Below are 6,587 nucleotides of genomic sequence, written 5' to 3'. Positions count from 1 at the left end.
CGGTGGGCCCACCGGGCGGGGTGCTCCATGTGCGGCCGCACGCGGCGTAAGGCGTCGTGTCGTGGCGACGGGCGGTGTCCTGCGGGAGACGGCGGCGGGCTCGGCCGATCCGGCGGCGCCGCGGAACTCCCGGTCGCCACCGCCGTTCCCGCGAGCTCACACAGCGCGCCTGATCCCGCCCCGGTGACCCGCCCCGGCGGGAGCGCCGACCGCGTAGTGGACGTACTCCCCGAACAGCCGGAAACCCGCGGTCCAGGCCAGCCGGCGGCTGGGCCGGTCGCCGCGCGAGCACGTCCAGCCGGGTGTGCGGCCGCGGGCCGCGACGTCGCTGCACAGGCCCGACAGGCAGGCCAGCGCCAGGCCCTCGCGGCGATGGCCCCGCGACGTGACGACCGCGAGGTCCTCGTAGACGCCGCCCAGGACGTACGTGCACGCCAGCGAGACGAGCCGGCCCGAGCGGAACGCCCCCCACGCGTGGCCCGACGCGGCGAGGCCGTGCGCACCACCCCAACTGAGCGTGAACCGGCGGACGTCGTCGCCCGCGGCGGCCACGGCCGCGCCGTCACCCGGCACCAGCCGGCGCACCACCACGTCCCGCGGGGGCCGGCGGCGCGGCACCGGGCGCGACTGCACCCAGATCATCCGCTCCCAGGGCACGACCCGGTCGAACGCCGCACCCAGGACGGGCAGGAAGCGCGTACGGGCCAGGACGTAGCGGTTCGCCAGGCCCGCGAGGCCGTCCGGGTCCACGTACCGGGGATCGCCCTCCAGCAGCGCGTGGTCCGCGCACACCACCGCGACCGCGCGGGGCGCGGCCGCCCGGTCGGCCCACCAGCCTCCGTTGCCGCTCGCCCGCACGTGCTCCGCGAGCGCGGCGGGACCAGGCACGCCGCAGGGGAACCAGCCGTCCAGGGCCGGGACTTCGATCACCGGTGACCACACCTTCCGCGCACACCGTGGTACGCCCCGCACAACGGACGGCGGTGCGGACCGGGGTCGTCGACCCGGGGCCCGCACCGCCGTGGGGAATCGGGAATCAGCCCTGACCGGGCTTGTTGCCGTGGCCGGCGCCCTTCTTGCGCCTGGCCCTCTTCTTGCGGGCACGCTTGGACACGAATGACCTCCTTTCAGGCGGAGACGAGCAGGTCGGCGACCTTGCACAGACGCCGTACCGCGCGGTCCTCGACCGCGGTCCCGGCGGCCGGGGCGAGCGTGGCCCGGTCGTAGTGGGCACCCGGGACGAGTTCGGTGTCCGGGTCGCACAGCCGCGCCACGCGCGCGGCGTCCTCCGGGCGCACGCTGACGGCCGTCACGCCGCCGGGCGCGGCCGCCCGGGCGAAGACGATGAGGGCCAGCTGCGAGCGGGCGTAGGCGGCGTGCCGCGAGTAACGGTGGGAACGGTTCAGGTCGCTCCATGCCGGCGCCACCGACCGGGGCGTCGCGGACGACACGTTGACCACCCGGCCGCCCGGGCGCGCCGTCAGCGGGCCGGCCAGCTCACGGGTGAGGAGGTAGGCCGCCAGGAAGTTCACCTGGAAGGAGACCTCGTGGCCGTCGGCGGTGAGGGTGCGGCTCTCGGGCGCCGCTACGGCGGCGTTGTTGACGAGGACGTCCAGCGCGGGGTGCAGGCCCCGCACCATGGCCGCCAGGTGGCGGACGTCGGAGAGCCGGGTGAAGTCGGCCACCGCCAGGCGCAGCCGGACGCGCTCGATGCCGGCCGCCACCAGCCGCTCCACCGCGTGGTGCGCCGACTCCGTGTCGCGACCGTGGACGACGACCGTGCAGCCCCGCTCGGCGAGCAACCGGGCGGTCTCCCACCCGACGCCGGACGTCGCCCCGGTGACCAGGGCCGTGCGCGGGGGGACGACGAGGACAGGGGACGCAGACATGGACCACTCCGTGGATCGGTACGCCGCATCGCGCCGGCCGCGTGGGCGGCGGCGCTCGCCTGCGGTGAGCAGGGGCGGCCGCCCGGCGCGGCCGCGGGAGTCCGGCGCCTCGGGGCACCGGCGGGAGGGCGGTGCGCGGCACCGGCGGCACCCGACGGGGTGGCCGGTCGTCCTGGCGCGGGCCGTTGTTCCCGCTCCTCATCCAATGCGGCGGCGGATCCGCGGGCAAGGCTGCGCGGCGATCCCTGACGACACCCTGACGCACCGTGCCGGCGGTGCCCGGGAGGCAGGCGGCCTCCCGAGCACCCCGGCGCGGTCAGCGGTCAGGGGTCACGCGTTCGGGCCCAGGCGTTCGGGGTCAGGCGGGTCAGGCGGGTCAGGCGTTCGGGCCCGAACCGCGGGCCGTGAGCATGTCGGCCATCAGACGGATCTCCGCCTCCTGGCCCTGGACCATGCCCGCCGCCAGGCGCCGCACCTGGTCGGTCCGTGCGAGGTCGGCGGCCGCGGCCGCCATCTCCACGCCGCCCTTGTGATGGGCGGTGAGCAACCGCAGGTAGAGCACCGCGGCGGCCTTGCCGTGGGCCGCCTGGAGCCGGCGCAGCTCGGTGTCCGTGGCCATGCCCGGCATCAGCGACCCGTCGTGCGGCGTGTAGGCCGTGTCGTGGCCCATCCACGTCATGGGCGGCTTCGACGAGGACTTGGGCAGCCCCCAGACGTCCAGCCAGCCCAGCAGCATGCCGCGCTGGTTGGCCTGGGTGTTGATGACGTCGTATGCGAGCCTGCGGACGTCCTCGTCGTCCGTGCGGTCACGGACGATCAGCGACATCTCCACCGCCTGCTGGTGGTGGATCGCCATGTCGCGCGCGAAACCGGCGTCCGGCGAGTCCGTGCCCGGGGTGCCCCCGCTGCTGGGCCGCGCCGTCAGCAGGGTGAAGGCCAGGGCCGCGAGCACGACCAGCACCATGGAGCCGGCGAGCGCGAGCAGCGGCCTGCCCGCGCCCCTGGCGGCGGTCACGAGGCCTTGCCCCCGGTGCAGGGCGCTCCGGGCTCGGGGGTCTGGTCGCCCTGCACATAGGTGTCGAAGAACTGCGCCACGCGCGGATCGTCCGCCTTGGTGACGCCCAGCTGGTGGCCCCACGCGCTGAGGGTGATCGGCGAGGCCTGGTCCGCGTAGGGGCTCATGAGGGAGTACGGGGTCTTCGAGACGCGGGCGCCGAGCGTCTTGACGTCGGTGTCCGTCGCCTTGTCGGTGTACGTCACCCACACCGCGCCGTGCTCCAGGGAGTGCACGGCGTTCTCCTTGGTGAGGGGCTTGTCGTAGACGTCGCCGTTGCAGTTCTGCCAGACGGGGCTGTGGTCGCCGCCGACCGGGGGGCTCATCGGGTAGTCGACGGTCTTGTCGAGGTGGTTCTGCGTGAGCCCGGACCAGGTCTTCTCCCCGCTGATGGCGCCGGCGGCGGCGTTCTTCGCGCCGTCGCCGCCGTCGTTCGCGGCGTTCACGAGGTAGACGCCGCCACCGACCAGCCCGACGAGGATGACGGTGCAGGCGGTGATGGTGATGATCCGGTTGCGGCGCTCGCGGGACTGCTCCTGGCGGCGTATCTCCTCGACGCGCGCACGGCGGTCGGCGGCCCTGGCCTTGGAATGGGGGGCACCCATGGCATGTCCTGATTCCCCGCCGCGTCGGCGACACGGCGGTGCTGGTGGGAAGGGTCGGATGACGTACGTCGCGCACCGGCGGTCGCCGCCGGTGCGGTCGGCCCTTCTACGTCCGCTGGATCTGGAGCATGTGCAGGTCGAGGGAGCGCACGGTGCCCGGGGCCGGTGCGCCGAGACCCGCGGCGGCGACCGCGGGCGGCCACACCGACAGCAGTTCGGTGCCGGCGAGGTGCGGCGGGGGAGCGGAACCCAGGGTCACCGGCGTGTGCTCCGCGGGGGAGCAGCCGTCGCCGGGCCGTCCGGGGCCGTGGGCGTCCGTGCAGACCTCGTCGGTGACGTGGGTGCTGTGCGGGGCGACCAGGGTCCGGACCGGTCCGTGGGCGGCGTCCGGCGCCCCGGTGTGGCCGCAGATCCCGAGCGCGGCGAGCAATCCGTACAGGACGAGGACAACACCGTTCAGACGGGCGGGTATCGCACCGCCTCGGCCGGCTCCTCCGTCACTGCGCATCGCGGCAGATCGTACCCGCCGCCGTGCCGCGTATACGCGCCGGGTGCGGCGCCTGCGGCGGACGACCGAGCTGCCCGCCACGGCTCGGCCGGCAGCGGTCAGGACATTCCCGCCGCGTCCAGCAGGGTCGTGGCGGTGGCCGTGGCCAGGCCGTCCAGGCTCCGGGCCTGGGCCACGGCGCGGGCGCTGGATCCGTCGAAGACGACGGTGAGTTGGCGGGCGAGCAGATCGGCGTCGTGCGCGCCGCCCCGACGGGCCTCCTCGCGGAAGAAGTCGGTGAGCGCGTCCTTGTAGCGCCGTGCGATCACGCCGGCGGGGTGCTCGGGGTCCTTGAGCTCGAAGGCGGTCGCCAGGAAGGGGCAGCCGAGGTAGTCAGGGGACGCGGACAGCGACTCGAGGTGCTCGAAGACGTGCATGATGCGCTCGCGCGGCGCCGGGCCGGCCTCGGGAGCGGGCAGCAGCCCGCTCAGGTAGCGGGAGCCGGCGCGCTCCAGGCTGGCCGCCAGGACGTCGTCCTTGCTTGTGAAGAGCTGGTACATCGACCGCTTGGAGACTCCGGCCGTTCGGCACAGTGCCTCGATGCCGATGCTGACGCCTTCGCGGTAGAAGAGCGCGGCCGCGGCGTCGAGGAGCCGCTCGCGAGTCGGAGCCGTCGTCGCCGCGGTGGCGGCGGACGGGGTGGTTGCGCCGGAAGTCATGGAAGTGAGCCTACGCCGTGTGTTGCCGAATGGAAACCGATCGGTTTACAGTCCTGGAAACCGATCGGTTTCCGCCGTCGGTCCTCGTCACTCTCGCTGGGAGCACATCCATGACCGCAATCGCAGGTTCGACCGTTCTCGTCACCGGAGGCAGCCGGGGCATCGGCCGTGCCCTGGTCGAGGCCCTGCACGCCCGAGGGGCCAAGAAGGTCTATGCCACCGCTCGCGACCCGCGCACCATCACCCATCCCGGCGCGGTCGCGCTCGCGCTGGAGGTCACCGACCCCGCCTCGGTGGCCGCCGTCGCGGAGCAGGCTCAGGACGTCACCATCCTGATCAACAACGCCGCGGGGGCCGTGGCGGCATCGTTCCTGACCTCCCCCGTGGACGACGTCCGCCGCGAGTTCGAAGCCAACTTCTACGGCCCCCTGCAGGTGACCCGGGCCTTCGCCCCGATCATCGAGGCCAATGGCGGCGGCCACCTGCTCAACGTGCACTCGGTCCTGTCGTGGGTCGCGCTCTCCGGCTCCTACAGCGCCTCCAAGGCGGCGCTGTGGTCGCAGACCAACTCGCTCCGGCTGGACCTGAAGCCGCGCGGCATCAACGTCACCGGGCTGCACGTCGGCTATGTGGACACCGACCTGGCGGCGCACATCGACGCGCCGAAGTCGTCGCCGGCCGACGTCGCGGAGCAGGCGCTCGACGGGATCGAATCCGACGCCTACGAGGTGCTGGCCGACGAGATCTCCCACCAGGTCAAGGCGGGCCTCTCGGCCGACCTCGCCGCCCTGTACCCGCAACTGGCCGGCTGACCGGAGCGCCCCGCCGCGCCCGGGCTCACGGCCCCGCCGGGCGCGGGACCGCTCCCGCGGGATGCAGGAGGTCCCGCAGGGCCTCCATGACCGCGTCGGGCCGTTCCTCGTGGAGCCAGCCGTGGCCCGCGCCGCCGACGACGCGGTGGTCGCCCCGGGGGACGGACGCGGCCAGGGCGGCGTGGAGTTCGCGTTTGGCGGTGTTCATCGCGCGGACGGTGTCCTCGGACCACAGGTGGGCCTGGGTGGGGTCGACGCCCATCGCGGACAGCACGATCAGCGGCACGTCGGGGAGGCCGGGCGCGTCGCGCAGTTCGCCGGCGACGACGTCGTGCACGTTCCTGTCCTCGTCCCAGGCGGTCCGCCACCGGGTGAGGTGGTACTCGGCGAGCGGTTCGCGGACACCGTCCGGCCAGGCCGCGAAGTGCCGCGCCAAGGCGGCCCGCGACTGCTCGATCTGCTCCGGCGTCGCCTCGGGCAGCGTGGCGCGCCGCAGCTGCTCCACCTTGTCGCGGATCTCCTGCGTCGCCCGTGCGTACATGTCCTCGTGGAACGGGTCCAGCAGGAGCAGCCCCGCCACCTCGCCGGGGTGGCGCTGCGCGAAGCGACGGGCGTAGGCGGCACCCAGGGAGTGGCCGACCAGGAGGTACGGGCCGGGGGTGTCGGCCGCGTGGAGCAGGGCGTGCAGTTCGGAGGTGACGTCCGCCGCCGTGCGGGGGAGCGGTACGGGGGTGCTCCAGCCGGTGCCGCCGCGGTCGTAGAGGACGCACGTGGTGAGCGCGGCCACGCGGTCGTGGAGGTTCACGTAGTCCAGGCCGACCATGCCCGCGCCCGGGAGCAGCACCACGGTGGGGCCGCCGGTGCCGGAGCGGTGCAGGGAAAGGCGCAGCCCGGCGACGTGGGGGGGGGGGCCGGGCGCGGGCGGCCCGCCGGCAGCGCGGGGGGGGGGGGGGGGCAGGGGGTGGGGGGGGAGAGGGGACGACAAAAAACAGAAAAAAAAGAGTAAAAAGAAAAAAAGAAA

Annotated in this window: 8 protein-coding genes; 1 reads left to right on the top strand and 7 read right to left on the bottom strand. The window is 74.2% G+C overall.

Annotated elements, in window-relative coordinates; translation table 11 throughout:
• Window positions 1-156: 156 nt before the first annotated feature.
• The 6 genes from ABZ479_RS41450 to ABZ479_RS41425 form a co-directional block, all read right to left on the bottom strand.
• Complete coding sequence (locus tag ABZ479_RS41450; protein ID WP_500466423.1) at window positions 157-930, bottom strand: GNAT family N-acetyltransferase; 774 nt, start codon at window positions 928-930, stop codon at window positions 157-159.
• A gap of 197 nt (window positions 931-1,127) precedes the next feature.
• Window positions 1,128-1,889 (bottom strand): SDR family NAD(P)-dependent oxidoreductase, encoded by a 762-nt coding sequence (locus tag ABZ479_RS41445; RefSeq protein WP_500466422.1) that lies wholly within the window; start codon window positions 1,887-1,889, stop codon window positions 1,128-1,130.
• A gap of 376 nt (window positions 1,890-2,265) precedes the next feature.
• On the bottom strand, window positions 2,266-2,904 hold the full coding sequence (locus ABZ479_RS41440) for a DUF305 domain-containing protein (RefSeq protein WP_500466421.1): 639 nt from the start codon (window positions 2,902-2,904) through the stop codon (window positions 2,266-2,268).
• A complete protein-coding gene (locus ABZ479_RS41435; protein WP_500466420.1) occupies window positions 2,901-3,548 on the bottom strand; it encodes a thioredoxin-like domain-containing protein in 648 nt (215 codons plus the stop codon). The genes ABZ479_RS41440 and ABZ479_RS41435 overlap by 4 nt, the downstream gene beginning before the upstream one ends.
• Window positions 3,549-3,654: 106 nt before the next feature.
• Complete coding sequence (locus tag ABZ479_RS41430) at window positions 3,655-4,056, bottom strand: hypothetical protein (protein WP_500466419.1); 402 nt, start codon at window positions 4,054-4,056, stop codon at window positions 3,655-3,657.
• A gap of 98 nt (window positions 4,057-4,154) precedes the next feature.
• Window positions 4,155-4,754, bottom strand: a complete 600-nt coding sequence (locus ABZ479_RS41425; protein WP_500466418.1) for a TetR/AcrR family transcriptional regulator — start codon at window positions 4,752-4,754, stop codon at window positions 4,155-4,157.
• A gap of 110 nt (window positions 4,755-4,864) precedes the next feature.
• Between ABZ479_RS41425 and ABZ479_RS41420 the strand changes: the two genes are divergently transcribed.
• Window positions 4,865-5,566, top strand: coding sequence for an SDR family oxidoreductase (locus ABZ479_RS41420; protein ID WP_500466417.1), 702 nt, complete (start codon window positions 4,865-4,867; stop codon window positions 5,564-5,566).
• Window positions 5,567-5,591: 25 nt separating this feature from the next.
• Here ABZ479_RS41420 and ABZ479_RS41415 read toward each other — a convergent pair whose 3' ends face one another.
• Window positions 5,592-6,413, bottom strand: coding sequence for an alpha/beta fold hydrolase (locus ABZ479_RS41415; RefSeq protein WP_500466416.1), 822 nt, complete (start codon window positions 6,411-6,413; stop codon window positions 5,592-5,594).
• Window positions 6,414-6,587: the final 174 nt, after the last annotated feature.

The sequence above is a fragment of the Streptomyces sp. NPDC005722 genome (assembly GCF_040630935.1).
Lineage (GTDB): Bacteria > Actinomycetota > Actinomycetes > Streptomycetales > Streptomycetaceae > Actinacidiphila.
The sequence above is the reverse complement of the archived record's forward strand: the minus strand, read 5'-3'. Positions and strand labels throughout refer to the sequence as shown.